Here is a 25,916-nt window from a genome sequence, read left to right on the forward strand (position 1 = left end):
GCGGATCCTTCGTCTTTTGAATGGCTTCTGTGGATGGTTGCATTCCCAAGAATACTGCATGGCGGCGCGCCTGTGGGCCGTGCCCCATGACATGCCGCCGCATCTGGCTGATAATGCGGGCAGACCCAAGCCCGCGCCGACCCATCCATGGCCTCCCTGCTTCGCGCCTGGCAACGCCGCCGAGCGCTCTCCCGTGATCCGATTCCACCCGCCCTGTGGCAGCAGGGGGTGGACTCCCTGGTGCTGCTGGATGGCATGGACGACGCCTCCCTGGAGCGGTTGCGGCGCCTGGTGGTGCCCTTTCTGGCGGAAAAACGTCTCTACGGGGCCCACGGCCTGGAGGTGGGGCCGGACATGGCGCTGAACATCGCCCTGCAGGCCTGCCTGCCCATCCTCGAGCTTGGCCTGGACTGGTATGACGAGTGGGCCACGATCATCGTCTACGAAGATGATTTTCTCCCCCGTCACGAAGTGATGGACGAGATGGGCGTCCTGCATGTGGAAGACATGCCCTACAGCGGCGAGGCCTGGGAACGTGGCCCGGTGCTGTTATCCTGGGGGGCCATGGCCCGGGGCGAAACCCTGGCCATTCATGAGTTCACCCACACCCTGGACATGCGCAATGGCGCCGCCAACGGCATGCCCCCCCTGCACCGGGAGATGCGGGTGTCGGACTGGACCCGCATCATGACCGCGGCCTACGATGACCTGAACCGGCGCCTGGATCTGGAACAACCCAGCGACTTTGATCCCTATGCCGCCACCGATCCCGGAGAGTTCTTTGCCGTGATGAGTGAGTATTTCTTCGCCCGGCCCCGGTTGCTTCAGCGGGAGTATCCGGATGTCCATGCACAGTTCCGCCAGTTCTACCGCCAGGATCCGGCAGAGCGTCGGATGTTGAGGGCGTCCATGCCCATCAGGAGTGACAGATGAGCCAGCTTCGCGACCAACTCCTCAAGGCCGGCCTGGTCACCGAGGAACAGGCCCAGAAGGCCGAGGAGGTTCAGAGTCGTCCGCCCCGCGCCCGGGATGGGCGCCCGGCGCGGGGCGGCGGCGGGCAGGGCCGGTCGGACAACCGCAAGGGCGGGGCGGCTCGCACCAAGAAGGCCCGACCTCCGGGCCGTCCGGACAAGCCCCGGCGGGCGCCGGAGCGCGAGGCGCGCGCGCCTGCATCGGCACCCGACAGGCCTGCCAGGTCCTCCAGGGGCCATCAGGGCCAGCCCAGTCCCCAGGCCCGCGCCCTCAAGCAGGAGCTCAGGGAATTGATTGCCGCGCATCGGGTCAATCAGGAGCAGGCCGAGCAGCCCTATCACTTTCAGGTGGGGCAGACCATCAAGCATCTGTATGTGACCGAGCAACAGCAGACGCAGCTGGCCGAAGGGCAGCTATGCATCGCCTTTCTGGACGGACGCCGGCATCTGCTGCCTGCAGTCATCGGTCGTCAGATCCTGGAGCGGGACCCGAATCGAACCGTGGTCTTCCCCGGAGAGCCTGATGAAGAGGCCGATCCCTTGCCCACCTCGGGATGAGACCATGGTGCATACCCAACCCCAAGAGGAAAAACATCGCCCATGAAGACACGGACCTACATCCTGCCGCCCCTGCTGGCCATGTTGCTGCTCTTCGTCACTGCCCAGGTTGCATCGGCCGGCGACGGCGACTACCCCGGCTACATCGCCCTGGAACCCGCCCTGGTGGTGAACCTGGATAACCCGCGCCGTGCCCAGTTCCTGCAGATCCAGGCCCAGTTCTATGTGGAGACCGCAGCCGACGCCGAACGGGTACAGCAGCACATGCCCGTGATTCGCGATCGCATGATCACCTACTTTGGGGGGCGCGACCCGGACAAGGTGCGCGGCGCTCAGGAACGCGAACGGATGCGGGCCGAGGTCCTGGATCACTTGCGCGAGGCCATGGAGGAGACGTCTGGTGCTCCATCCATCAGCAACCTCTATTTCACCGGCTTCATCGTCCAGTGAACCCGCCCCAAACCGGGCTGTGACGGGTTCCGCGGAGTTGAGCCCGGTCAGTGGTAATGGGTGCCGATTCCCCCTATCCTCCCCTAAAAACCACAGCTGCAGGGAGTCCATACCGTGATGAGAAGCAATCCACGTTCCTCCAGTATTGTCGGCTCGGTGCTCATGCCCGGCATCCTGGCCCTGGCCTGCGCCTCGGGCACGGCCCTGGCTCACAACCACACCGGACACGAGCAAACCGCCAGCGCCAATGGTGCGGCACCCGAGACGGACGCGGCCCGTAATTTCGAAGAGCCCTCCGAGACCATGCCGCGGGAGGCGCCTGCCATGGATGAGCCGCCCGTCAGCCCTGCGGAGGCCGACGCCCCCGAGATGCCACCCGTGCAGGATGGCGGCGCCGACATGGATGAGCCGACCCTGGACGAGGCCCCCGAGGCTGCTCCTTCTGTGGATGCCCCGGAGGTTGATCCTGCCGGTGCCCCGGCAGTGGACGAGCCCCACGATGCCATGCCTGAAGACGCCCCGGCCATGGACGCCGAGCCGGACGTGACCGAACCCGACATGACCGCGCCGGACACCACCGACGAACCCATGGACGCGCCTGCCGAAGAACCAACGGAGCCTGCCCAGCCGGAGCCCACCGCCGAGGAGCCGGAGATGGCCCCTGAACCGGGCCCGCGTGGCCAGGTGTCCCGCGGCCAGTTCACCTCGGGTATCGATAACCGCGAACCGGTGGACAATCTGACCCGGGTGGATGCCGATACGGAGCAGGTGTATTTCTTCAGCGAGATCATGGACCATGAGGGTGGTGAGATCATCCATCGCTGGCGTTACCGGGATGATCAGGAGATGGGCGACATCCACTTCGACGTGGGTGGCCCCCGCTGGCGCATCTGGTCCATCAAGACCCTGGATCCGGCCTGGACCGGCCCCTGGCACGTGGAAGTGGTCACCCAGGACGGCGAGGTGCTGGACACCTATCGGTTCGAGTTGCGGTGAGTGGAGCCGTTCTCAACCTGATCACCGGCTTTCTGGGAGCAGGCAAGACCACCGCCATCCTGCACCTGCTGGCCCACCGCCCGGCCCATGAGCGCTGGGCGGTGCTGGTCAATGAGTTCGGCGAGGTGGGCATCGACGGGGAAATCCTCGCCGATGCCGCTGGCGACGAGATCCGCGTGCGGGAGGTGGCCGGTGGCTGTATCTGCTGCACCGGGGCCATGAACCTGCGGGTGGCTCTCACCAAAATATTGCGGGAGATCCGCCCGGATCGCCTGCTGGTGGAGCCCACCGGGCTGGGGCATCCCACCGGCATCGTGGATACCCTGCGCGACCCCTGGCTGGCCTCTGCTGCCCGGCTGGGCAACATCACCTGCATCGTGGACCCGGCCGGTTTCAGTGAGGAGCGTCTGGAGAAGTCCTTGATCTACAAGGATCAGCTCACCCTGGCCGATGTGGTGGTCATCAACAAGACGGATGTGGCCCCGGTGGACCAGCTGGAAGCCCTCGAGGCCTTCGTGGCAGGGCTGTATCCACCGAAGCAGGCCGTGGTGCGCACCACCCACGGGCAGATCGATCCGGCCCTGCTGGATCTGGAGGCTTCGGGGGTGGGTGGCATGAGTGGCGCCGGGGGGCAGGGTGTCTTCACGCGGGTGACGCCAGCATTCACCCCTCAGTCTGGTCTATCCACCGGGTACAGTGCCTCCAGTGCATCCGTCGTATCACCTGTATCCCTTGGTCTCGCGGATCCGGCCACCCAGGCCCCTGCCGCCGATACCGCCCGTGGCTGGCGATTCCCGCCGGAGGATCGTTTTGATCTGAAGGTGCTGGAGGGGTTGTTCAGCAAGCCACCGTTCAGTGAGCTGGTGCGTGCCAAGGGTGTGGTGCGTACCGGTCGGGAGTGGTATCGCGTCGACTGGGCCGAGGGCCGATTCTCCACCGCCCCCATCGCCTGGCGGCGGGACAGTCGGGTGGAGTTGATTGCCGATGAGGCGCTGGATTGGGCGGCAGTGGAGGCGTTGTTGCTGCAGGCCCTCACCCCAACCCCTCTCCCGCAAGCGGGAGAGGGGCTTTGACTTCACCCCATACATGGCGGCGATTCCTTCACCCGGCCACCCCGCGCCGACCACTCCGCAGGCGTGAAGGTATGCAGCGCCAGCGCATGTACCGTGCTTTGCAACTCATCCATCAACAAGGCATTCACCTTGCGGTGCCTGGCCAGCAGTCGCTGACCCTCGAACGCATCCGCGGCCACCGTGACCTTGAAATGAGACTCTGAGCCCGCCGGCACATTGTGCCCATCGCTCTCGTTCTCCACCTCAAGATAGGCGGGGTTCAGCCCCTGGGACAGCTTGCGTTCGATCTCGGACTGCACACTCATAATTCCGACCGTTTTGCTATGGATTGGTGACCGCATCATCCGATATCCGCACCGGGCAGGCAAGTCTCTGTTGTCCCTCTGCGTTTCCGGTCACGCCTGACCCCGGGGCGGCTCATTCATCTGCGCCCCCTTGGCCGCTTCCTATCCCAAACGTTATAGTAAGGAATAGCCTGCCACCCCGGCCTGAACGCCCGGCCAGAATGGACATCGCCCCATGAAAGAATCCACCCCCGCCGCCATCCACCTCACGGACTATGCACCGCCCCAGTGGCGCATTGAGCACGTGGACCTGTGCTTCCAGCTGGACCCGGTCGACACCCGTGTGCGATCCCGGCTGCAACTGCGCCGTGCGGTGAGCCAGGAGGCGCCGCTGGTGCTCCAGGGGGAGGAACTCAAGCTGATCAACCTCACCGTGGACGGCGAACCCGTGGCGCCGGGCAATCTCCAGCAGGATGAGGGCAGCCTCACCCTCCACGAACTCCCCGCCCAGTGCACCCTGGAGATGGAAACGGCCATCAGCCCCGAGGCCAACACGGCCCTGTCGGGGCTGTACGTTTCCGGCGGCAACTTCTGCACCCAGTGCGAGGCGGAGGGGTTTCGGCGCATCACCTGGTTCCTGGATCGGCCCGATGTCATGACCCTGTTCACCGTGCGCCTGGAGGCGGACAAGGACCGCTTCCCGGTGCTGTTGTCCAACGGCAATCTCGCCGACGCCGGCGACCTGCCCGAGGGGCGCCATTATGCCGTGTGGCACGACCCCTTCCCCAAGCCCAGCTACCTGTTCGCCCTGGTGGCCGGGGATCTGGTCTGCCAGCAGGACAGATTCACCACCTGTTCCGGCCGGGAGGTGGACCTGCGCATCTATGTGCAGCGTCACAACCTGGACAAGTGCGATCACGCCATGCGTTCGCTGAAAAAATCCATGCGCTGGGACGAGGACACCTACGGGCGTGAATACGATCTGGACATCTACATGATCGTGGCCGTGGACGACTTCAACATGGGGGCCATGGAGAACAAGGGCCTGAACGTCTTCAATTCCAAATACGTGCTGGCCCGGCCCGACACGGCCACCGACGATGACTTCGTGGCCATCGAGAGCGTGATCGCCCACGAATATTTCCACAACTGGTCGGGCAATCGGGTCACCTGCCGGGACTGGTTCCAGCTCTCCCTCAAGGAAGGGCTCACCGTCTTCCGCGACCAGGAGTTCACCGCCGACCAGAGCCTGCGGGCGGTCAAGCGCATCGGCGATGTGCAGCGCCTGCGCTCGCTGCAGTTCCCCGAGGATGCCGGCCCCATGGCCCATCCGGTGCGGCCCCAGTCCTATATCGAGATCAACAACTTCTACACCATGACGGTGTACGAGAAGGGCGCCGAGGTGGTGCGCATGATCCAGACCCTGGTGGGCCGCGAGGGCTTTCGCCGCGGGCTGGACCTGTATTTCGAGCGCCATGACGGCCAGGCGGTCACCACCGATGACTTCGTCAAGGCCATGGAAGACGCCAATGCCCGGGACCTGCGTCGCTTCCGCCGCTGGTATGACCAGGCCGGCACCCCGGTGCTGGACGTGGCCGGTGAATACGACGAGACCAACCAAAGCTATCGCCTGACCGTGCGCCAGTCCTGCCCGCCCAGTCAGGGGCAGTCGGAAAAGCTGCCCTTCCATATCCCCCTCACCCTGGCCCTGCTGGACAGCCAGGGCCGGGAGATCCCCCTGCGCCTGGAAGGGGAGAGCCAGGCCACCCCGGGCGAGCGGGTGATCGAACTCACCGCCCCGGATCATGTGCTGGTATTCCGCGACGTGCCCGAGGCCCCGGTGCCCTCGTTGCTGCGGGGGTTCTCGGCGCCGGTGAAGCTGAAATTCCCCTACACCTCCGAGGAACTGGCCTTCCTCATGGGCCACGACACCGACGACTTCAACCGCTGGGAGGCGGGCCAGCAGTTCGCCGTGCAGATGCTGCAGGGGCAGATTGCCCACATCCAGGCCGGTCGTGAACCCACGCTGGACCCGTTGTTCCAGGAGGCCTTCGCCCGGGTGCTGGACAACGATACCCTGGATCCCGCCCTGGTGGCCGAGGCCCTCACCCTGCCCGGCGAGACCTACCTGGCCGAGCAGATGGAGGTGGTGGATGTGGATGCCATCCATCAGGCGCGCCAGTTCACCCGCCGCGCATTGGGGCAGGCCCTGGCCGCGCGCTTCCGGGCCGTGTATGACGCGCTGCAGGACACCCAGGGGATGGATGCCGCCGCCATGGGCCGCCGGCGCCTGCGCAACCTGTGCCTGGCCTATCTGTGCGCAGCCGAGGATGCCAATGCCCAGGCTCTGGCCGAGGCCCAGTATCAGTCCGCCGACAACATGACCGATGCCATGGGTGCCCTGCGTGCCCTGATGGACTGCCCAGGGGAGATCCAGGAGCGCAGTCTGGCCCACTTCGAGGCCCGCTGGCGGGAAGAGCCGCTGGTGCTGGACAAGTGGTTCGGCCTGCAGGCCACCGCCAGTGCGCCCGGGGCCCTGGATCGGATCCGGCGACTCATGCAGCACCCGGGCTTTTCCATCCGCAATCCCAACCGGGTGCGTGCCGTATTGGGGGCCTTCGCCATGGCCAACCCGGTGCATTTTCATGCCGCCGATGGCAGCGGCTACGAACTGATCACCGATCAGGTGCTGGAACTGGATGCCCTGAACCCCCAGATCGCCGCCCGGCTGGTCACCAGTCTGAGCCGCTGGAAGCGATTCGATGAACAGCGCCAGGGGCTGATGCGGGCGTGCCTGGAGCGCATCGTCGCCCACCCGGGGCTGTCCCGGGATGTGTACGAGATTGCCTCGCGGAGTCTGGGGTGAAAAGATAGGCGGCATGCACACACACAGCGCGACGATCATGGACGATCAACCCCTGGATATCCTCCGATCCACCTTCGGCTACGAGCAGTTCCGCCCGCCCCAGGACCAGGTGATCGACACCCTCATGCAGGGCGGCGATGCCCTGGTGCTGATGCCCACGGGGGGCGGCAAGTCCCTGTGCTATCAGATCCCCGCCATGGCCCTGCCGGGCACGGGCGTCGTCGTGTCCCCCTTGATTGCCCTCATGCAGGATCAGGTGGCTGCCCTGCGCCAGGCGGGGGTGCGTGCGGCCTATTTGAACTCCACCCTGCATTGGGAAGAGGTCCAGGAAGTGGAACGGGCTCTGCTGCGTGGCGAGCTGGATCTGCTCTACGTGGCCCCCGAACGCCTGCTCAATGAGCGCACCCTGGCCCTGCTCAAGCGGGCGCGCATCAGCCTGTTCGCCATCGACGAGGCCCATTGCGTGTCCCAGTGGGGCCATGATTTCCGGCCCGAATACATCAAGCTCTCCCTGCTGGCCGAGCACTGGCCCGACATCCCCCGCATCGCCCTCACCGCCACTGCCGACGAGCGCACCCGTCAGGAGATCCGTCAGCGCCTGGGTCTGGACCAGGCCCGGGTGTTCATCAGCGGCTTCGACCGCCCCAATATCCGTTACCGCATCACCCAGAGCAGCAGCAATGCCCGCCGGGACCTGCTGCGCTTCATCGAACAGACTCACCCGGACGAGGCGGGCATCGTCTACTGCCTGTCCCGCAAGCGGGTGGATGAGATCGCCGACTGGCTCTGCGATCAGGGACTGACCGCGCTGCCCTACCACGCGGGCCTGAGCGCCCAGGTGCGCGAGGCCCATCAACGGCGCTTTCTCAACGAGGAAGGGGTGATCGTGGTGGCCACCATCGCCTTCGGCATGGGCATCGACAAGCCCAATGTGCGCTTCGTGGCCCACCTGAACCTGCCCAAGAGCATCGAGGCCTATTACCAGGAGACGGGGCGCGCGGGCCGCGATGGCCTGCCGGCGGATGCCTGGATGAGTTACGGCCTGCAGGATGTGATCACCCTGCGGCAGATGGTGGACAGCTCCGAGGCGGACGAGAGCCACAAGCGGGTGGAGCGCCACAAGCTGGACGCCATGCTGGGCCTGTGCGAGATGACCACCTGCCGGCGCCAGGCCCTGTTGTCCTATTTTGGCGAAACGGAATCCGAGCCCTGCGGCAACTGCGACACCTGCCTGGAACCCCCCGAGACCTGGGATGCCACCGTGCCCGCCCAGAAGGCGCTCTCATGCGTGCATCGCACCGGGCAGCGTTTCGGGGTGAACTACCTGGTGGATGTGCTGCGCGGCAAGGACGATGCCCGTATCAAGCAGTTCGGCCATGATCGCGTGAGCGTCTTCGGCATCGGCAGCGACCTGGGCGTGAACGAGTGGAAGGGGATTTTTCGGCAGATGATCGCCCGGGGCCTGCTCACGGTGGACCTGGAAGGCCACGGCGGCCTGCATCTCAACGAGGCCTGCCGGCCGGTGCTGCGGGGGGAGATGCAGCTGATGCTGCGCAAGGAGGTGCGCCCTTCTCGTGCACCCAGGGAGCCTCGGCGCACGGCGGCGGCCGGTCTGGACAGCCCCGAGGATCAGCGCCTGTTCGAGGCCCTGCGCGCCTGCCGTCGTCGGCTGGCGGACGATCAGGGGGTGCCACCGTATGTGGTGTTTCATGATGCCACGTTGATGGAGATGGCGGAGATGCGACCGGAGAGCCTCAGGGCCATGGCGGCGATCTCCGGCGTGGGGGAGAGGAAGCTGGAGGCTTATGGAGAGGAATTCCTGGAGGTGATCTTGAGGTTTGAGTAACCCGAGGTTTGAGTAACCCTGATCACCGCGCGTTGAATACGACTACTGTCTTCCCCTTGGCCGTGATCAGCTCCCGCTCTTCCAGGTCCTTGAGTACCCGTCCGGCCATCTCCCGGGAGCAGCCCACGATCTTGGCCAGTTCCTGGCGGGTGATGCGAATCTGCATGCCCTTGGGATGGGTCATGGCGTCCGGTTGCTGGGCCAGTTCCATCAGGGTGCGGGCGATGCGGCCGGTCACGTCCAGGAAGGCCAGGTCGATCACCTTGCGGCTGGTTTCGCGCAGGCGCACGGCCATCTGGGTGGCCAGGAGAAACAGGATGGTCGGGTCCTGCATGGCCAGTTCGATGAACTTGGGGTAGTGGATCTCCGCCGTCTCGGTGGGGGTGCGGGTCACGATGCCGGCACTGCGCGCCTGGGAGGAGAACACCCCCATCTCCCCGAAGAACTGCCCCGGGTTCAGGTAGGCCAGCACCATCTCGTGCCCCAGCTCATCCTCGATCATCACGCTGACCGAACCCTGGATGATATAGTAGAGCGTGTCCGGGCGATCCCCCGCGTGGATGATGGTGGCACGGGCGGGATATTGGCGACGATGGCAATGGGCAAGCAATTTATCCAGTGCCTCTTCAGGCGCCTGTTGTTGCTTGAGTAGACTACTCATTGTCCACCTCGTAGGGGCAGGACGACAAACCGCCAACGCGAACAAGGGGGAAGGCGGGGCCTGTAGCCGCTGATGCGTCGGATGAGCTGAGGGCGCTTATCTTATTATTTTCCCTGCGCCGAGTTTATGGTAGCCCGGGTGGATTGTCGAATATTTGCATCGGCCGAGCGTGCCGAGAGGAAGAAAGGGCCGTGAAAACCCGGATCAAGTGGCTGGATAACGCAACCTTTGTGGGCGAGTCGGGCAGCGGACATGCCGTGGTGATGGACGGCCCGCCGGAGCACGGTGGGCGCAACCTGGGCCCGCGCCCCATGGAAATGCTGCTGCTGGGCATGGGCGGCTGCACGGCCTTCGATGTGATGCAGATCCTCAGGAAATCCCGGCAGTCGGTGACCGACTGCGAGCTGGAAGTGTCCGCCGAGCGCGCGGAGACCGACCCCAAGGTGTTCACCCGTATCCATGTGCACTACATCGTCACCGGTCACGAGCTGTCGGAGAAGCACGTTGCCAGGGCCGTCAGCCTGTCGGCAGAAAAGTACTGCTCGGCCTCCATCATGCTGGGCAAGGTGGCCGAGATCACCCATGATTTCGAGATCCGGTCGCCCTGAGCAAGGCGGTGCAGCGGTGTGATCTGTCGTTGCCGCGAAGACGGGTGATACACTCAATCGCCCTGAGGGAATCCATGAATCGCCGATTTCTTTGGTGCGGTATTGAAATGTGAACTGGTTCACATTAATCTCTCAAGCAGTGACCGTTGCCCTTCGGCTTCGGGTCCCGCCTGCGTTTCAGGCGTCAGCCCGTTGGGATGAGGGGTTTCACGCGAATATTCCGTCCACCCGGGCATTCGGGTCCGCGGAGCAGGGTAGGCGCCAGAAAAGGAGAAGCACGTGAGCAAGCCAAGTGTCCAGGGGTTCATCCGATACCTTCTCGTCCTCCTCGCGGCGTTGGCGCTGGGCGCCTGTGCCACCAAGCACCCCCCGCTGGAAGATGTCTCGCTGGACGGCAGTCCCGACTACATCATTGGCCCCGGAGATAACGTGAACATCTTCGTCTGGCGCCAACCCGAGCTCTCCATGTCGGTGCCGGTGCGCCCCGATGGCAAGATCACCACCCCGTTGATCGAAGACGTACCCGCCGCCAACAAGACCCCCACCGAACTGGCCCGGGACATGGAAGAGGTCCTGTCCGTGTATGTGCGGGACCCGGTGGTCACGGTCATCGTCACCGGCTTCCGTGGGCCCTATGATCAGCAAATCCGTGTGGTGGGCCAGGCCGCCAATCCTCAGGCCATTCCCTTTAATGAAAACATGACCGTCCTGGATGTGATGATCGCCGTTGGCGGGCTCACCGAGTTCGCGGCGGGCAATCGGGCCTCCATCGTGCGCCATGCCAACGGCGAGACCCGTCAGTTCAACGTGCGGCTGAACGATCTGCTCAACCGGGGTGACATCGAGGCCAACGCCCATGTGCTCCCCGGGGACATCCTGATCATTCCGGAATCCTGGTTCTAATGCCCGTGTCGGGTGGCCAGGGATGGCTCCCCCTTAGTTGATGTGCAGTAAGCAGCAGTTCGCGTAGGCGAGGAGGTCGCCGCCATGCAGGAAATCCTCAATCAGGTCCTGGGTTACGTCAGGTCCACCTGGCGCTACCGGTGGATCGTGCTCATCGTGGCCTGGATCATCAGCCTTGCCGGGTGGGCTCACGTCACCCAGTTGCCCGACCAATACCGCGCCTCCGCCCAGGTCCACGTGGATACGCAATCCATGTTGAGGCCTCTGTTGCGGGGCTTGGCTGTGGATACCAATATCTCCCAGCGAGTGGAATTCATGACCCGCACCATGCTCACCGGCCCCAACCTGGAAGAGGTGGCCCGGGAAGTGGATCTGCATCTGCAGGCGCGTGATGACAGCGACATGCAGCGGATCGTGAATCGGCTGCGCAGTGGGATCAATATCTCCTCCACTCGCCAGAATGATGTGTACACCATCTCCTACACCCACGGGAATCCACAGCATTCCTACGATGTGGTGCAGGCGCTCATCAACCGATTTGTGGAAGGGGCCCTGGGCGACACCCGCGCCGGGACGGATCATGCTCAACGTTTCCTGCAACAGCAGATCGAAGAGTACGAACAGCGCCTCACGGCTGCTGAGCGTCGGCTGGCAGATTTTCGTAGGGACAATGCGGGCTTGCTGCCGGGCGAAGGGGGGACCTATTACTCCCGGCTCCAGCAGGCCAGAAACCAGATGGAAGAGACCCAGCAGCGCCTGCGGGAGGCAGAAAATCGCCGTAACGAGATTCGCCGGCAGATTGCGGGCGAGGAACCCACCTTCGGCATCATGGGGGGCACTCGGACCTCGCAGGCCACGGCCGCCATCGACAGTCGTATCCAGAATCTGCAAAGCCGCCTCGATGAATTGCTGCTGACCTACACCGAACGGCACCCGGATGTACAAAGCATCCGCCGCACCATTGAGGATCTGGAGGAACAGCGGGAAGAGGAGATCATGCTGGCCCGCCAGAGTGGCCCCACGCCCGAGCAGTTGGATACCAACCCCGTGTATCAGCAGATGCGCATGAGCCTGTCCAATGTGGAGGTGGAGATCGCCAGTCTCAGCTCCCGGCTGCAGCGTCAGCAGGAGACCGTGGAAAATCTCCAGGGTATGGTGAACGTGATCCCCGAGGTCGAGGCTGAACTCAAGCGCCTGGACCGGGACTACAACATCAATCAGCAACAGTACAACCAGTTGCTTCAGCGCCGTGAATCGGCCGCCATCAGTCGTAGGGTGGAAGAGGGTGGCGATCAGGTGCAGTTCCGGGTGATCGAGCCGGCACGCGTGCCGTCCTCGCCGTCTGCCCCGAACCGACCGGCCATGTTCAGTGCCTCCCTGGTGGGTGGGTTGGCCGTGGGTGCTGGCCTGGCCTTCCTGATCGGTCTGCTGCGCCCCGTGTTCGACAACCGTCGCACGCTCAACTCGGTCACCGGCTTCCCGGTGCTGGGTGTGGTCTCCCAGGTGAGCAATGCCCGCATCAAGCGGCGTGAGCGAATCGAACTGGCCGCGTTTGCGTCCTTCGGTGGCCTGCTGATCCTCACCTACTTCGTGGTGGTGGCAGCGGGCGGAATTCATCTACCCATCGTGGAGCGGCTGCTGGGATGAGCGATAACGATCGAGAACTGAGCCTGATCGAAAAGGCAGAGCGCCGCCTGCGAGAGCAGGAGAGCGGCAAGGCAAGCGCCCCGTCGGCCTCGTCTGGTTTTGAGCGGACACAGGTCGATGCCCGGGTGGCCGACCAGCCCGAGTCCGCTCCGAAACCGGATTCGGAAGCAGTACAAGTGGCTGCCCACGACGCGAACGGTGTTGAGGCCGGCCCGGCAGAGCAGGTCCCCCTGCATCCGCTGCCGGATGTGCCACCGCCCCCGCCGGATCTGAAGCCGGACAGCGATCGTTATGTGGAACTCAATCTGGCCCATTTGCGCGAGCAGGGCTTTGTCACCGCCGGGTCTGAGCGCACCCAGGTGGCCGAAGAGTTCCGCATGATCAAGCGCCCGCTGCTGGCCAATGCCTTCGGTCGCGGGGCCGATCTCGTGGATCAGGGCAATCTGGTGATGGTGACCAGCGCCAAATCCGGCGAGGGCAAGACCTTCACGGCCGTCAACCTGGCCATCAGCATCGCCATGGAAATGGACAAGACGGTGCTGCTGGTGGATGCCGACGTGGGGCGCTCCCGGGTGCATGAGATCCTGGGCACCCCCATGGGGCCCGGGCTCATCGACCTGCTGCTGGACGACAAGCTGGACGTGGGCGATGTGATGATCAAGACCAACATCCCCAAGCTGCGGGTGGTGCCCATGGGCAAGTATCACCCCCATGCCAACGAGTTGCTGGCCAGTGAGGACATGCTGCGCCTCACCAAGGAGCTGGCGGAACGCTACCCGGACCGTATGGTGATCTTCGACTCCCCACCGCTGTTGCTCACCAGCGAGGCCTCGGTGCTGGGCGGCCTGCTGGGCCAGGTGGTCTTCGTGGTGGAGTCGGAAAAGACCCTCCATGGGGCGGTGAACGATGCTCTGGCCCTGCTGGATCATTCCAAGCCCATCGGGCTGGTGCTTAACAAGATGCGCTCGTCCCTGATCAGTCGCTACGCCGGCTATGGATATGGTTACGGCTATGGCTACAGCTACGCGAAACAGGGCAACGATCAACCCGCACAGGGATCCGCCGCATGAATCCTCCATGGAGTGGAGCGCTGCTGGGAGGCGCCGCCGTTCTGTTCCTGAGCGCCGACGCCTCGGCCAACCGGTGGGATTTTACGCCGCGGGTGAGTGTCTCGCAGACCTACACGGATAACGTGAATCTGGCCTCCTCCTCCGATGACAAGGAATCGGAATCGGTCAGTCAACTCAATACCGGCTTTTCCCTGAGTCGGGACGGTGGACGCACCGACCTGAGTCTGGGGTACAACCTGCAAAGCCTGGCCTATTGGGGAGATGACAGCCGTAACACGGTGAACCACACCTTCTCGGGCAACAGCACCACCGAGCTCCTCAGGGAGACCTTTTTCGTGGATGCTTCCGCTAGCTACCGGGAGCGATTGGTGGATGGTCGCGATGGTTTTGCGGATGACACTCTCACCGATGGCAACCGGACGGGGGTCGCTAACTACCGGATCAGCCCCTTTTGGCGCCAGCAGTTCGGGCGGTTTGCCGGTGGTGAGGTGCGCTACACATGGGACAAGACGGATTATCAGGATGCCAGCATTGGGGGTTCCGGGAGTGAGTCCAATCGGGTGCAGGCCAGCCTGAACAGTGGTCCCCAGTTCACCACCATTGGTTGGGGCCTGACCTACAGCTGGGACCAGGTCGACTTCGAGGACGGTTCCCAGACCACCTTCGAATCCATCGAGGGGCTGGTGCGGTTGAATCTCACGCCGCAGTTCAGCGTGTTTGCTGCCGGCGGGGAGGAGCGCAACGACTTCCAGCGCGATGCCGGGACCGATGACCCCGATGACAGTTTCTGGCGCGCAGGTGCCACCTGGCTGCCCACTCCCCGAACATCGCTTGATGCGTTCTATGGCGAGCGTTTTTTTGGGGACACCTATGGTTTGACTTTAAATCATCGATTTCGCCATGCGACGTGGTCTGTTGCTTACTCCGAGACCGTAGACACCCAACGAGGTGAGTTGGACGATGTTTTTGACCCATCCACAGACACATTCATCTCCCGACAACTCAGCGTCAGTGCTTCCGGTCAGCGATCTAGAGTGTCGTGGACGGTAAGCGGCTCCCGCGTGGAGCGCGAATACCAGACGGACCGAGGTGACGAAGAGGTCAACACCCTCACCACCTCCGCCAGCTACCAACTGGCCCCCCGCACCAGCGCCCAGGCCAGCCTGCAATGGCAGGGCACCGATTACGACGTGGATAACCGCAAGGACGACCTCTACGCCCTCAGCCTTGGCCTGAGCCGTACCCTGGGCCCACGCACCTCCGCCTCACTGACCTACCGCCATCAGCAGCGTGACTCGGACCTGCCGGACGGCGATTACGAAGAAAACCGGGTGACCGCCACACTCAGCGCCACGTTCTAGGGAGCGTCATGTACGAAGCCTACTTCAAGCTGGATCGCAAACCCTTCCAGCTCAGCCCTGACCCGCGCTACTTCTTTGGCAGCCGCATTCATCGGCGGGCGCTGGCCTATCTGCGTTACGGACTGAGCCAGGGTGAAGGCTTCATTGCCATCACGGGGGATGTGGGCACAGGTAAGACCACCCTGGTGCGCATGCTCTTCAACGAGCTCAACGATGACAACCTCATCGCCGCCCAGATCGTCACCACTCAACTCCAGGCCGATGACCTGCTGCGCATGGTGGCCATCGCCTTTGGGTTGGAGGTGGAGAAGGACAGCAAGGCGACCATCCTCTCCCGCCTGGAACGTTTCCTCACCGAGAGGGCCCGGGAAGGCAAGCGCATGCTGCTGGTGGTGGACGAGGCCCAGAACCTGCCCCCCCATGCCCTGGAAGAGCTGCGCATGCTCTCCAACTTTCAGGTGTCCGGTCGTCCACTTTTGCAAAGCTTCCTGCTCGGTCAGAACCAGTTCCGCCGCACCCTGCAGATGGCCGAACTGGAACAGTTCCGCCAGCGCTTCCTGGCCGCTTGCCACCTCACGCCCCTGTCGGAAGAGGAAACCCGGGAATACATCGAGTATCGCCTGGAGAACTCCGGCTGGCAGCGAGACCCGGACTTTACCCCTGAATCCTTCGCCGAGATCCACCGCCAGACCGAAGGCATCCCCCGACGCATCAACAGCCTGGCCGACCGCCTGCTGCTGTTCGCCTTCCTGGAGGAGCGGCACGAGATCGACGGTGCCGTGGTGCGTGCCGTGGCCCAGGAACTGGGCGAGGAGATGAACGCCCTCGCGGAAGAAACCGGTTCCGGGCCACTGGAAGGGGGCCTGGATCGCGGCGGTGTGTACGACGCCGAGGGCCTGCCGGCCCACTACTCCTGGAGCAACCTGGAACTGCGGGTCTCGGCACTGGAAAGCCGCATCCAGACCATGGAAAAGACCTTCTACCGGGAAATCTCCCAGGTCCGCCGCTTCATCAAGCATTTCCTGAAGGAGAAGCCCCAGTGACCCAGGTTCCCAACGCCCCCCAGTGCATCCGCAATGCCATGACCGTGGATGTGGAAGACTACTTCCAGGTCTCCGCCTTTGAGGAACACATCTCCCGGGGGAGTTGGGATGATCTGCCCTGCCGGGTGGAACAGAACGTGGATCGCATCCTGGAGATCTTCTCGGACCAGGGCGTGAAGGCCACCTTTTTCTATCTGGGGTGGGTGGCTCGCCGCTATCCGGAACTGGTGCGGCGCACCCGGGACGAGGGCCACGAGATCGCCAGCCACGGCTGGTCCCATATTCGTGCCACGGAACAGACCCAGGAGGCCTTCCGTCAGGATGTCTCCCGCACCAAGGCGCTGCTGGAGGACGTGACCGGCGACCCGGTGCAGGGCTATCGGGCCGCCAGTTACTCCATTGGCCGCAACAACCTCTGGGCCCTGGATGTCCTTCAGGAAACGGGGTATCGCTACAGTTCCAGCATCTACCCCATCCGCCACGACCTCTACGGCATGCCCGAGGCCCCCCGCTTCGCCTTTTACCCCGTGGAGGGCGACCTGCTGGAGGTGCCGGTGACCACCCTGGAACTGGCGGGCCAGAAGTTCCCCTGCGGCGGTGGCGGCTATTTCCGCCTATTCCCCTATCACCTGTCCCGCTGGGCCATACAGCGTATCAATCAGGCCGAGGGGCAGCCGGCGGTGTTCTATTTCCACCCCTGGGAGATCGACCCGGACCAGCCCCGCCAGCAGAACATCGGCCTCAAGACCCGGGTTCGCCATTACCTCAACCTGAAGCGCACGGAATCGCGCCTCAAGCTACTGCTCAAGGACTTTCACTGGGACCGCATGGACCGCGTGTTCCTGGAGCCTGCCCCCAGCCCATGACCGCACAGCCACAGACCTCAAGCCCGTCCACGAACCTGACCATCCAGCGCCTGGAGCCGGCGATGGAGTCTGGCTGGGAAGCCTTCGTGGATGCCTGCCCCGACGCCACCTTTTTCCACCGTGCCGGCTGGAAACGGGTGCTGGAGCAGGCCCTGGGGCATAAGGGCTATTACCTTTACGCCGAATCCGGGGGCCGCATCCGCGGTGTGCTGCCCCTGGGGCATGTGAAGACCCTGCTGTTTGGCAATGCCCTGATCTCCGTGCCCTTCTGCGTGTACGGTGGCGTGGCCGCCGAGGATGCCGAGGCCGAGCAGGCGCTGATCCAGGCCGCCCAGGACCTGGCCGAGGAACTCCAGGTGGATTATCTGGAACTGCGCCACCGGGAGCGTCGCCTGCCCGAATGGCCCTGCAAGGACGACCTGTACGTGACCTTCCGCAAGCCCATCGATCCCGACCCGGACGTGAACATGAAGGCCATCCCCCGCAAGCAGCGGGCCATGGTGCGCAAAGGCATCAAGCGGGAACTGGCCTCGGAGCGGGATACGGGCATCGACCGATTCTTCCCCATTTATGCCGACAGCGTGCGCCGCCACGGCACGCCGGTGTTCGCCCGCCGGTTCTTTCAGGCCCTGATGGATGAGTTTGGCGAGGCGGCCCAGGTGACCACGGTCAGCCATGACGGGCAGCCCGTGAGCAGCGTGCTGAGCTTCCTGTTCCGGGATGAGGTGCTACCTTACTACGGCGGGGGCACCCCCGAGGCCCGTGACCTGGCCGCTTTTGATTTTCTCTATTGGGAGGTGATGCGCCGGGCCAGCCAGGAGGGCTACTGCCTGTTCGATTATGGTCGCAGCAAGCGGGGCACAGGCTCCTTCAGCTTCAAGAAGAACTGGGGTTTCGAGCCGGAGCCGCTGCACTACGAATACCATCTGGTACGGGCGAAGGATGTGCCGGATATCAATCCCTTAAATCCCAAGTATCGGTTGTTCATTGCTGGCTGGAAGCGGTTGCCGTTGCCGGTGGCCAATGTGTTGGGGCCGGTGATCTCAAGGGGGTTGGGCTGATGGTGTGGAGTCCGTGCCTTCGACTTTCGCGACCAAGGGTCGCTCCCACAGGGAGCGGGGCCAGCACCACTCTATGTAGCACCACCCCGTGGGAGCGGCCCTCGGCCGCGAAGGCCGGAGCCCGGTAATGCCAAAACCCCACCTTCTGTTCCTGGCCCACCGAATCCCCTATCCCCCCAACAAGGGGGACAAGATCCGTTCCTTCAACCTGCTCAAGCACCTGGCGGCCCACTACCGGATCCACCTGGGCTGCTTCGTGGACGACCCGGCAGATTGGCGCTACCAGGACGATATCACCGCCTATTGCGAAGAAGCCCACCTTCAGGCCCTGCACCCCCGCCTGGCCAAGCTCAAGAGCCTGCGTGGCTTGCTGACCGGCCAGGCCCTCACGGTGCCCTATTATGCCGACGCCCGGATGCATGACTGGGTGCATAAAAAGCTGGATGCCGGCATCGACCGGGTGTTGGTGTTTTCCTCGGCCATGGCTCAGTACCTGCGGCCCGAGGACCATGCAAAGTGCCATGTGGTGGTGGACTTCGTGGATGTGGATTCCGATAAATGGCGTCAGTACGCCCCATCGCATCGGTTTCCCATGAAGCAGCTCTACCTGCGCGAGTCACGCGAACTGCTGGCCTTCGAACGCGAGACTTCTGCGCGGGCCACGGCCGGGGTCTTCGTCAGCCACGAAGAGGCGGAACTGTTCCGCCAACTGTCCCCCGAGACCGCCCGGATCACCCATGCCATCGACAACGGCGTGGATGTGGACTACTTCTCACCAGAGCACGCCTATCCCTCGCCCTTCCAGATAGGGGAGCATCATCTGGTCTTCACGGGCGCCATGGACTACTGGGCCAATGTGGATGCGGTGCGTTGGTTTGCCGAGTCGATCTTTCCGGGGATCTACAAACAGTGCCCCAAGGCCCGTTTCACCATCGTGGGCGCCCGCCCCAGTCCGGAGGTGAAACGGCTGGAAGAGATCGAGGGTGTGCAGGTGACCGGGGCGGTCAAGGACGTACGCCCGTACCTGGCTTATGCCGCAGCCGCCGTCGCCCCCTTGCGCATTGCGCGCGGGGTGCAAAACAAGGTGCTGGAGGCCATGGCCATGGCCCGCCCGGTGATCGCCACCTCCCAGGCCATGGATGGCCTGCGGGTGTGTGAGGATGTGGATCCCATGGTGGCTGACACACCCGATGCCCTGAATGCACTGGCGGTCGCGGTGTTGACGGGGGAAATCCCCGATGACACCGGGGCGCGGAATCGGGCGTGCGTGTGCAGGCATTACAGTTGGGCGGAGCACATGGGGCGATTTGTGGATTTGCTGGAGAGTGATCGGGGGGCAGGAAAATAGATGAACACCAGCCCATCCAGCACACAAGCTCAACCCGATGCCCCGGCCCCCATCAAGGCCAGGAAGAGTGGCCTCCCATGGCCCCTGGCCCTCGGCCTGCTCGCCGCCGCCTTCCTGGCCATGCTGGCCCTCTATTGGCCCAGCGTGCAAAGCCTGGTGGGCATCTGGGCCAATTCCGACACCTATGCCCACGGCATGGTCATCCTCCCCATCAGCCTCTTCCTGGCCTGGACCCAGCGCCACCGACTGGCACAGGTCACGCCCAGCCCCAGCCTCTTCGGCGCCCTGGTCATCCTGGCCCTCGGCGTTGGCTGGTTCCTGGCCCGCGCCGCCGATGTCACCGTGGTACAGACCTTCGTGGTGGTGGCCATGGTCCCGGCGCTGGTGCTGGCCATCCTGGGCTGGCAGGTTTCCCGGGTGCTCATTTTCCCGCTGGCCTATCTGTTCTTTGCCTGGCCCGTGGGCAACTTTCTGGTGCCCATCCTGCAGGACTACACAGCCTGGTTCACCGTGTGGATGCTACGGGCCAGTGGCATCCCCACCTTCAGCGAAGGCTATTACATCAGCATCCCCGCCGGAGATTTCGTGGTGGCCGAGGTATGCAGCGGCATCCGCTACCTGATCGCCTCCGTGGCCCTGGGGCTGGTGTATGCCTATCTGGTCTATCGCAGCATCTGGCGCCGTCTGGCCTTTGTGGCCCTGTCCATCCTCGTACCCATCGTTGCCAATGGCCTGCGCGCCTACGGCATCATCATGATCGCCCACTGGACCAATATGGAGCACGCCGTGGGGGTGGATCACCTGATCTATGGCTGGCTGTTCTTCGGGTTCGTGATGTTCCTGTTGTTCTGGATCGGCACCTTCTTCAGGGATGACCACGAACCGCTCAGTGCCAAGGTCAAAGGGGAAGATGCCGCACCGGGTGCGGGCACAGGCCTTCCGCTGACCCGCAGCCTCGCCTCCCATGCCACCCCCATCGTGGCCGTTGTGGTGGCCCTTGCCCTGGCCCCCAGCGGCGAGACCTGGCTTGACCAGCGCATGGCCGCCCTGGCCGGCGACCTGCGGCCCGAGGCCCCGTTGATGGCCGGTTGGGATGGTCCGGAAACCCTGGACGAGGCCCCCTGGAACCCTCGTTGGGCCGAGCCGGACACTCGCCTCCAGGTGGCCTACGCCAGCCCGCGCGGACACATGGAATGGCATGTGTATCATTACCGGCATGATCAGCCCGGTACTGACCTGATCCGCTATGACAACCGCATCTTTGATGGCGACCGCTGGCGGCGCATCAGCCAGGGCAGCCAAAACGTGACCCTGCCTGATGGCAGTCAGCGCCCGGTGCGCGAGACGCTGCTGCGGGGCAGGGAAGGGAATGACCGGGTGGTATGGCACTGGTATCAGGTGGCCGGACAGACCACCGTCCGTCCCATCGAGGTGAAGCTTCTGGAGGCCAGCGCCCGCCTCACCGGTCATCGGGAAGGCTCCCTGCTGGTAGTGGTGAGCGCTGAATACGAGATCTCAGCCGACGAGGCCCGGGACACCCTGGCGGGATTCCTGGAACAGTCGCCCCGCCGGGTGGCCGTGGTTGAATCGACGCCCCAGGTGGCCGCGGATGAGTGAGGGCCCTCGCAAGGATGCCGTACCGCCACTGGTCGCCCACATCATTCACCGACTGGATGTGGGCGGCATGGAAAACGGTCTGGTGAACCTGATCAACCACATGCCGCCTCAGCGTTATCGGCACGCCATCATCTGCATGACCGACTACACCGACTTCGCCCAGCGCATCCAGCGTGACGACGTGAGCCTGCACGCCCTGAACAAGCGCGAGGGCAAGGACTTGGTCGTACATGGGCGGCTCTGGCGACTGCTGCGGGAACTGCGGCCCGATATCGTTCACACCCGCAACATGGCCACCCTGGAATCCCAGGTGACAGCGGCCCTGGCCGGCGTGCGCCATCGGGTGCATGGTGAGCATGGTTGGGACATGGGGGATCTGGATGGCTCCCGCATCAAGACCCAGCGTCTGCGCCGGCTGGTGAGGCCGCTGGTGGGGCAGTACATTGCCCTGTCGCGGCACCAGTTGGGGTATCTGCAGGACGCAATCGGGGTGCCGGCCTCGCGGTTGAATCATGTATGTAACGGTGTGAACACGGGGCGGTTTCGGCCGGCGGCTTTACCGGATGATTCCGGGGTCAGGGAGGCTGATGGTGGCTTCGATATTCGCGGCCGAGGGCCGCTCCCACGGGGGGGCAGGGACGCAGCATTGCCAGAGGGATTTGCGCCGGAGGGGACCACCGTGATCGGGGCCGTGATGCGCATGCAGGCGGTGAAGGCGCCCGAGGTACTGTTGGAGGCCTTCATCCAGTTGTGCCAGCGTCCGGGGCACGAGAGCGCCCGCCTGGTCATGATCGGTGATGGCCCGAAATTGGCCGGTTTACGTGAGCGCCTGGAGCAGGCTGGCTTGACCGATCGCGCCTGGCTGCCCGGCGCCCGGGATGACGTGCCCGATTTGATGCGGGCCATGGATCTGTTCGTCGTGCCCTCGCTGGCCGAAGGCATCTGCAATACCATCCTGGAGGCCATGGCCACGGGTCTGCCGGTCACTGCCACCCATGTGGGGGGCAACCCGGACCTGGTAGAGGAGGGGCGCACCGGCCGTTTGATCCCCGCCGGGGACGTGGGCGCCCTGACGGACGCTCTGGCCGGGTATCTGGCCTCGCCGGAGACTGCGGCAGCCCATGGGACCAATGCACGCGCCCGCGCTGAGGCATCCTTCAGCATGGATGCGATGGTTCAGGGGTATATGGATGTTTATGATGGGCTGGTTGGGTCAGCCCCTCACCCCAACCCCTCTTCTCCCCAAAGGGGAGAGGGGGTCTAAAGTTCCCATGCCCAGCGAGAAGTCTTCAAACTCCCTTCTCCCCTCGGGGGAGAAGGGCCGGGGATGAGGGGAACGGAGGGCACGGTACCAGCGGTGGCCCTCACCCCAACCCCTCTCCCGCAGGCGGGAGAGGGGCTCAATTAAAGAGAACAAGTTTATGTGCGGCATCACAGGGATCTTCGACACCCGCGAACAGCGCCCCATCGACCGGGCGCTGCTGGAACGCATGAACAAGACCCAGTTCCATCGGGGGCCGGACGAGGGCGGCATCCACGTGGAACCGGGGCTGGGTTTCGCCCACCGGCGCCTGTCCATCATCGACCTGTCCAGCGGCCAGCAACCCCTGTTCAACGAGAACGGGTCCGTGGTCGTCACCTACAACGGCGAGATCTACAATTTCCCGGAGCTCACCGAAGAACTGAAGGCCGCCGGCCACCAGTTCCGGACCCACTGCGACACCGAGGTGATCGTCCACGCCTGGGAGCAATGGGGCGAGGCCTGCGTGAAACGCTTCCGGGGCATGTTTGCCTTTGCCGTGTGGGACCGGAACGTGGACACGCTGTTCATCGCGCGGGACCGTCTGGGCATCAAGCCTGTCTACTACGCCATCAGGCCCGACGGCATACTCACCTTCGCCTCCGAGCTCAAGGCTCTGATGGCCGATCCGGATCTGCCCCGTGCCCTGGATCCCCAGGCCGTGGACGACTACTTTGCCTATGGCTACGTCCCCGAGCCGCGCACCATCTACGACGCCGTTCATAAACTCCCCCCAGGGCACACCCTGTCTATCCACCGCGGCCTGCGGGTGCCCGAACCGCGCATCTACTGGGACGTGCCGTTCCGGGATACGGGCCCCATGAGCGAGGCAGAGGCCATGGAAGGGCTGGAGGAACGCCTGCGCGAGGCCGTGCGTGTGCGGCTGGTGGCCGAGGTACCGCTTGGGGCCTTCCTATCCGGCGGTGTAGACTCCAGCGCCGTGGTGGCCATGATGGCCGGTCTGTCATCCGATCCGGTCAAGACCTGCTCCATCGCCTTCAGCGACCCGGCCTATGATGAATCCGCCCACGCTGCCCAGGTGGCGCAGCGTTTCGGCACCAGTCACCAGGTGCGTCAGGTGGATCCAGACGATTTTGGACTACTGGATCGCCTGGCCGAGTTGTACGACGAACCCTATGCCGACAGCTCAGCCTTGCCCACCTACCGTGTGTGCGAGTTGGCCCGGGAGCAGGTAACCGTGGCCCTGTCCGGCGACGGCGGCGATGAAACCCTGGCCGGCTACCGGCGCTACAGGTTCCACATGCAGGAGGAACGTCTGCGCTCCATGATGCCCCTGGGTCTGCGCCGCCCCCTGTTTGGCGCCATGGCGCACCTCTACCCCAAGGCCGATTGGGCACCCCGCATGTTCCGGGCCAAGGCCACCTTCCAGGCCCTGGCCCGGGATGCTGTGCAGGGTTATTTCAACAATAACGCGATCATCCGCGACGAGCAGCGGCAGCGCCTGTACAGCGAATCCTTCCGCCGCAGCCTGCAGGGTTATCATCCCGTGGAGGTCCTGCGCTACCACGCCCAGCGCTCCCCTACGGATCACCCCCTATCCTTGGTGCAGTACCTGGACATGAAAACCTACCTCCCCGGCGACATCCTCACCAAGGTGGACCGCGCCAGCATGGCCCACGCCCTGGAAGTGCGCGTGCCCATCCTGGATCACCCGTTGGTGGAATGGATCTCCGGCCTCTCACCGGACATGAAGCTCAAGGGCGGGGAGGGCAAGTACATCTTCAAGAAGGCCATGGAGCCGCACCTGCCCCAAGACATCCTCTACCGCCGCAAACAGGGCTTCGCCGTCCCCCTGGCCCAGTGGTTCCGTGGGCCTCTAAAACAACGCCTTCAGGAAACCATCCTGGGCGACCGCCTCAGAGACTCCGGCATCTTCGACATGAACACCCTCCAGCACCTGGTGGATGCCCACGTGAGCGGCCAGCGGGACTACAGCGCCCCGCTGTGGAGTCTGTTCATGTTTGAGGCGTTTTTGCGGAGGAACGAGGGTGTGGGGTAAGGACCGCGCTGACTCACATTACATGAAGGCATTGTTGCGCGGTGCGCTGCGCTCGTCTGTCATGATCAAATCATGCGACTAACCCTCGAATTCTACGATGGCAATGCGTATCTGCTTGATGACGAGGATTATCACTGATGGCTATGTACAATCCCCCCCATCCTGGCGAGTTCATCCTTGCAACCTATATGGAGCCCTTTGGGCTCAGTTGCCGGTACCTGGCAGAGCAGCTGGACGTCTCTCCATCTACTCTGAGCCGGATCCTCAAGCAGCAAAGCGGCGTCAGCCCTGAAATGGCATTGCGTTTATCGAAAGCACTTGGCCGCACACCGCAAAGCTGGCTTGCGATGCAAGATTCCTATGATCTTTGGCACGCAGGCAGGAGCATTGACCTCGATAGGGTCCACAAGGTGGAACTGATTTCCGCGTGATCCGTTATTACGTCCCGCTCTGTCCGAGGTCTTCAGTCCCACCCTCATCGATCTGCATACGGTGGAATCATGAACCGGGGCCGGGCATCCAGCCCTTCTTCCGAGACGCTTAACACGGACGCTTGATCTGTCCGGGCAGCCGAGTGTCCGGCAGATTGAGGCGCGTCTGAGCATCCTCGCGCAGACTGTCATAGGTGTCCATCAGCATCAGAGCATGATCCCTGGCCAGCAGCAGGCTCGCGGCAAACTCTGCGGGGCAGGTCATGTATTCGTGAACCAGTTCGTTGCGAAGCTTCCGTGCTTCCAACCACTCCGACGTGCTGCTCAGCACCCCAAGTCGCTCAGCCCGGTTCAGCACCTCAATCTGGCTGCCGGGAGTCTCCGCCAGTGCCCTCAGCCAACGAGGCAGCAGCTTGTCGGCGATGGTGTCCTGCATCCTGGAGAATCTCGATACAAAGGCCTCGAGCCTTTCAGCCATTTCCGGCCGATCTTCCAGTTGGCGAACCCATTCCTCGGAGATGTTTTCGGTGTAAAGGCGTCGCCAACTGTAGGCCAGGTGATGCCCCTCTCGAGATACAATCTCCAGGGTGTGGAGAAAACGATCAACCGGTAAAAATTCCTCCCGACTCATAAAGGTATACCTGTTTTCAGCGCCCGATCATGGATCGGTTGGCGGGGTGTATTCGGGTCCAGTACCAGCACATCGATGGGTTGGTCGCCCAGTGCCATCTGAAGCCGCGCCACCATCCGCAGGGACTGGCGCTTTCGCTCCTCCAGGGGGTGGGGGCACTGGATCAACAGGTCAATGTCCCCACCCCGCAAGGAATCATCCACCCTCGAGCCAAACAGCCACACCTGCGCCTCGGGGCCAAACAGATCCCGTGCGGTTTGCTTGATGACGCTGGTCTGCTCAGCTGACAGTCGCATCGGCTCACT

General features: G+C 63.8%; 24 protein-coding genes. 20 read left to right on the plus strand and 4 right to left on the minus strand.

Annotated features, from left to right (window positions below; translation table 11 throughout):
* Positions 1-147 precede the first annotated feature (147 nt).
* The 5 genes from ECTHA_RS0108115 to ECTHA_RS17650 all read left to right on the plus strand — a co-directional run bounded on the left by ECTHA_RS0108115 (position 148) and on the right by ECTHA_RS17650 (position 4,048).
* Complete coding sequence (locus tag ECTHA_RS0108115) at positions 148-933, plus strand: M90 family metallopeptidase (RefSeq protein WP_025281439.1); 786 nt, start codon at positions 148-150, stop codon at positions 931-933.
* Positions 930-1,529, plus strand: coding sequence for a DUF2058 family protein (locus ECTHA_RS0108120; protein WP_025281438.1), 600 nt, complete (start codon positions 930-932; stop codon positions 1,527-1,529). Before ECTHA_RS0108115 ends, ECTHA_RS0108120 begins: the two co-directional genes overlap by 4 nt.
* A 42-nt stretch (positions 1,530-1,571) precedes the next feature.
* Complete coding sequence (locus ECTHA_RS0108125) at positions 1,572-1,979, plus strand: flagellar basal body-associated FliL family protein (RefSeq protein WP_025281437.1); 408 nt, start codon at positions 1,572-1,574, stop codon at positions 1,977-1,979.
* Positions 1,980-2,096: 117 nt separating this feature from the next.
* Complete coding sequence (locus ECTHA_RS19000; RefSeq protein ID WP_084306860.1) at positions 2,097-2,975, plus strand: DUF2914 domain-containing protein; 879 nt, start codon at positions 2,097-2,099, stop codon at positions 2,973-2,975.
* Positions 2,972-4,048, plus strand: coding sequence for a CobW family GTP-binding protein (locus ECTHA_RS17650; RefSeq protein WP_025281435.1), 1,077 nt, complete (start codon positions 2,972-2,974; stop codon positions 4,046-4,048). Before ECTHA_RS19000 ends, ECTHA_RS17650 begins: the two co-directional genes overlap by 4 nt.
* 2 nt (positions 4,049-4,050) lie before the next feature.
* On the opposite strand, the gene ECTHA_RS0108140 is transcribed toward ECTHA_RS17650, so the two are convergent.
* Entirely contained in the window at positions 4,051-4,353 is a 303-nt protein-coding gene (locus tag ECTHA_RS0108140; protein ID WP_026623646.1) for a BolA family protein, read from the minus strand.
* Positions 4,354-4,567: 214 nt separating this feature from the next.
* Here ECTHA_RS0108140 and pepN point away from each other — a divergent pair, with 214 nt between their 5' ends.
* Positions 4,568-7,198: an aminopeptidase N gene (gene pepN, locus ECTHA_RS0108145; protein WP_025281434.1), complete on the plus strand. Its 2,631-nt coding sequence runs from the start codon at positions 4,568-4,570 to the stop codon at positions 7,196-7,198.
* A 13-nt stretch (positions 7,199-7,211) separates the two neighbouring features.
* Positions 7,212-9,044, plus strand: coding sequence for a DNA helicase RecQ (gene recQ, locus ECTHA_RS0108150; RefSeq protein WP_238984831.1), 1,833 nt, complete (start codon positions 7,212-7,214; stop codon positions 9,042-9,044).
* A gap of 22 nt (positions 9,045-9,066) precedes the next feature.
* Here the strand turns inward: recQ and crp are convergent, their stop codons facing one another.
* Positions 9,067-9,705 (minus strand): cAMP-activated global transcriptional regulator CRP, encoded by a 639-nt coding sequence (gene crp / locus ECTHA_RS0108155; RefSeq protein WP_025281432.1) that lies wholly within the window; start codon positions 9,703-9,705, stop codon positions 9,067-9,069.
* A gap of 191 nt (positions 9,706-9,896) precedes the next feature.
* Here crp and ECTHA_RS0108160 point away from each other — a divergent pair, with 191 nt between their 5' ends.
* The 13 genes from ECTHA_RS0108160 to ECTHA_RS0108220 all read left to right on the plus strand — a co-directional run bounded on the left by ECTHA_RS0108160 (position 9,897) and on the right by ECTHA_RS0108220 (position 24,980).
* Positions 9,897-10,313 (plus strand): OsmC family protein, encoded by a 417-nt coding sequence (locus ECTHA_RS0108160; RefSeq protein ID WP_025281431.1) that lies wholly within the window; start codon positions 9,897-9,899, stop codon positions 10,311-10,313.
* Positions 10,314-10,592: 279 nt separating this feature from the next.
* The gene (locus tag ECTHA_RS0108165) at positions 10,593-11,216 is read left to right on the plus strand and encodes an XrtA/PEP-CTERM system exopolysaccharide export protein (RefSeq protein WP_025281430.1); all 624 of its coding nucleotides are present in this window, start codon (positions 10,593-10,595) and stop codon (positions 11,214-11,216) included.
* Positions 11,217-11,300: 84 nt separating this feature from the next.
* Positions 11,301-12,863 carry an XrtA system polysaccharide chain length determinant gene (locus tag ECTHA_RS17655; protein WP_025281429.1) on the plus strand — a complete coding sequence of 521 codons (1,563 nt, stop codon included), beginning with the start codon at positions 11,301-11,303 and terminating at the stop codon, positions 12,861-12,863.
* Entirely contained in the window at positions 12,860-13,933 is a 1,074-nt protein-coding gene (locus tag ECTHA_RS17660) for an XrtA-associated tyrosine autokinase (RefSeq protein WP_025281428.1), read from the plus strand. The genes ECTHA_RS17655 and ECTHA_RS17660 overlap by 4 nt, the downstream gene beginning before the upstream one ends.
* A complete protein-coding gene (locus tag ECTHA_RS0108180; protein ID WP_025281427.1) occupies positions 13,930-15,294 on the plus strand; it encodes a TIGR03016 family PEP-CTERM system-associated outer membrane protein in 1,365 nt (454 codons plus the stop codon). The genes ECTHA_RS17660 and ECTHA_RS0108180 overlap by 4 nt, the downstream gene beginning before the upstream one ends.
* A gap of 8 nt (positions 15,295-15,302) precedes the next feature.
* A complete protein-coding gene (locus ECTHA_RS17665) occupies positions 15,303-16,337 on the plus strand; it encodes an XrtA/PEP-CTERM system-associated ATPase (RefSeq protein WP_025281426.1) in 1,035 nt (344 codons plus the stop codon).
* Positions 16,338-16,375: 38 nt separating this feature from the next.
* Positions 16,376-17,203 (plus strand): XrtA system polysaccharide deacetylase, encoded by an 828-nt coding sequence (locus ECTHA_RS0108190; protein WP_025281425.1) that lies wholly within the window; start codon positions 16,376-16,378, stop codon positions 17,201-17,203.
* Positions 17,200-18,264: a FemAB family XrtA/PEP-CTERM system-associated protein gene (locus ECTHA_RS0108195; protein ID WP_025281424.1), complete on the plus strand. Its 1,065-nt coding sequence runs from the start codon at positions 17,200-17,202 to the stop codon at positions 18,262-18,264. Before ECTHA_RS0108190 ends, ECTHA_RS0108195 begins: the two co-directional genes overlap by 4 nt.
* A 127-nt stretch (positions 18,265-18,391) precedes the next feature.
* Positions 18,392-19,612: a TIGR03087 family PEP-CTERM/XrtA system glycosyltransferase gene (locus tag ECTHA_RS17670; RefSeq protein WP_025281423.1), complete on the plus strand. Its 1,221-nt coding sequence runs from the start codon at positions 18,392-18,394 to the stop codon at positions 19,610-19,612.
* Positions 19,613-21,229, plus strand: coding sequence for an exosortase A (xrtA, locus tag ECTHA_RS17675; protein WP_025281422.1), 1,617 nt, complete (start codon positions 19,613-19,615; stop codon positions 21,227-21,229). It begins immediately after the preceding gene.
* Positions 21,222-22,493 carry a glycosyltransferase gene (locus tag ECTHA_RS0108210; RefSeq protein WP_025281421.1) on the plus strand — a complete coding sequence of 424 codons (1,272 nt, stop codon included), beginning with the start codon at positions 21,222-21,224 and terminating at the stop codon, positions 22,491-22,493. The genes xrtA and ECTHA_RS0108210 overlap by 8 nt, the downstream gene beginning before the upstream one ends.
* Positions 22,494-22,650: 157 nt before the next feature.
* Positions 22,651-24,549, plus strand: coding sequence for an XrtA/PEP-CTERM system amidotransferase (locus ECTHA_RS0108215; RefSeq protein ID WP_025280554.1), 1,899 nt, complete (start codon positions 22,651-22,653; stop codon positions 24,547-24,549).
* A 137-nt stretch (positions 24,550-24,686) separates the two neighbouring features.
* Positions 24,687-24,980, plus strand: coding sequence for a HigA family addiction module antitoxin (locus ECTHA_RS0108220; RefSeq protein WP_025280553.1), 294 nt, complete (start codon positions 24,687-24,689; stop codon positions 24,978-24,980).
* 109 nt (positions 24,981-25,089) lie between these two features.
* Here ECTHA_RS0108220 and ECTHA_RS0108225 read toward each other — a convergent pair whose 3' ends face one another.
* On the minus strand, positions 25,090-25,611 hold the full coding sequence (locus ECTHA_RS0108225; protein ID WP_025280552.1) for a hypothetical protein: 522 nt from the start codon (positions 25,609-25,611) through the stop codon (positions 25,090-25,092).
* Entirely contained in the window at positions 25,608-25,907 is a 300-nt protein-coding gene (locus ECTHA_RS0108230; protein WP_025280551.1) for a nucleotidyltransferase domain-containing protein, read from the minus strand. The genes ECTHA_RS0108225 and ECTHA_RS0108230 overlap by 4 nt, the downstream gene beginning before the upstream one ends.
* Between the last annotated feature and the right edge of the window lie 9 nt (positions 25,908-25,916).

The organism is Ectothiorhodospira haloalkaliphila ATCC 51935, assembly GCF_000633935.1.
Lineage (GTDB): Bacteria > Pseudomonadota > Gammaproteobacteria > Ectothiorhodospirales > Ectothiorhodospiraceae > Ectothiorhodospira > Ectothiorhodospira haloalkaliphila.